This is a genomic window from Caballeronia mineralivorans PML1(12), from assembly GCF_001028175.1.
GTDB classification, from domain to species: domain Bacteria; phylum Pseudomonadota; class Gammaproteobacteria; order Burkholderiales; family Burkholderiaceae; genus Caballeronia; species Caballeronia mineralivorans.
Genome location: NZ_AEJF01000284.1, coordinates 1 through 560 on the forward strand (window position 1 = coordinate 1; position 560 = coordinate 560).

The window sequence follows — 560 nt, forward strand, 5'->3', positions numbered from 1 at the left end:
CACGCACCTATCTCTTCCGCATCTGCGGCGTTGACCTGACCGCGATTGACGGCATCGACGTCACGACCGCACTCAAGGTAGTCGCCGAGATCGGCCCAGATCTGTCGCGCTTTCAGAACGCCAAGCACTTCGCCTCATGGCTTGGCTTGTCTCCTGGCACTAAGATCTCTGGAGGCAAGCGCCTGTCAGGGGCCACCAAGGGCAACGCTAATCGCGCTGCTCAAGCTCTGAAACTGGCTGCCGCTGCACTCCGACCCAGCCAGTCGGCTCTGGGCGCCTACTATCGTCGAATGTGCGGGCGGTTGGACAAGGGCAAGGCCGTGACAGCGGTCGCACACAAGCTCGCCCGCCTGGTCTACGCCATGCTGACCAAAGGCACTGCCTATGTCGATCGGGGGCAGGCCTACTACGAAGAACGCTACCAGCAGCGCGTGATCTACCACCTCAGGAGAAAAGCCGCAGCCATGGGCCTCGAACTCGTCCCAATCCAGGCACAAGGACAATCCGCTTGAAAAACAACCAATCAAATCATGTGCTTAAAATGGTTTCTTGAGAGGGGG

1 protein-coding gene is annotated in these 560 nt (G+C 59.3%); it reads left to right on the forward strand.

The annotated features are described in order from the left end of the window. On the forward strand, nucleotides 1-512 hold a 512-nt coding region (locus EOS_RS42685; RefSeq protein ID WP_047898288.1), incomplete at its 5' end, for an IS110 family transposase. Nucleotides 513-560 lie beyond the last annotated feature (48 nt).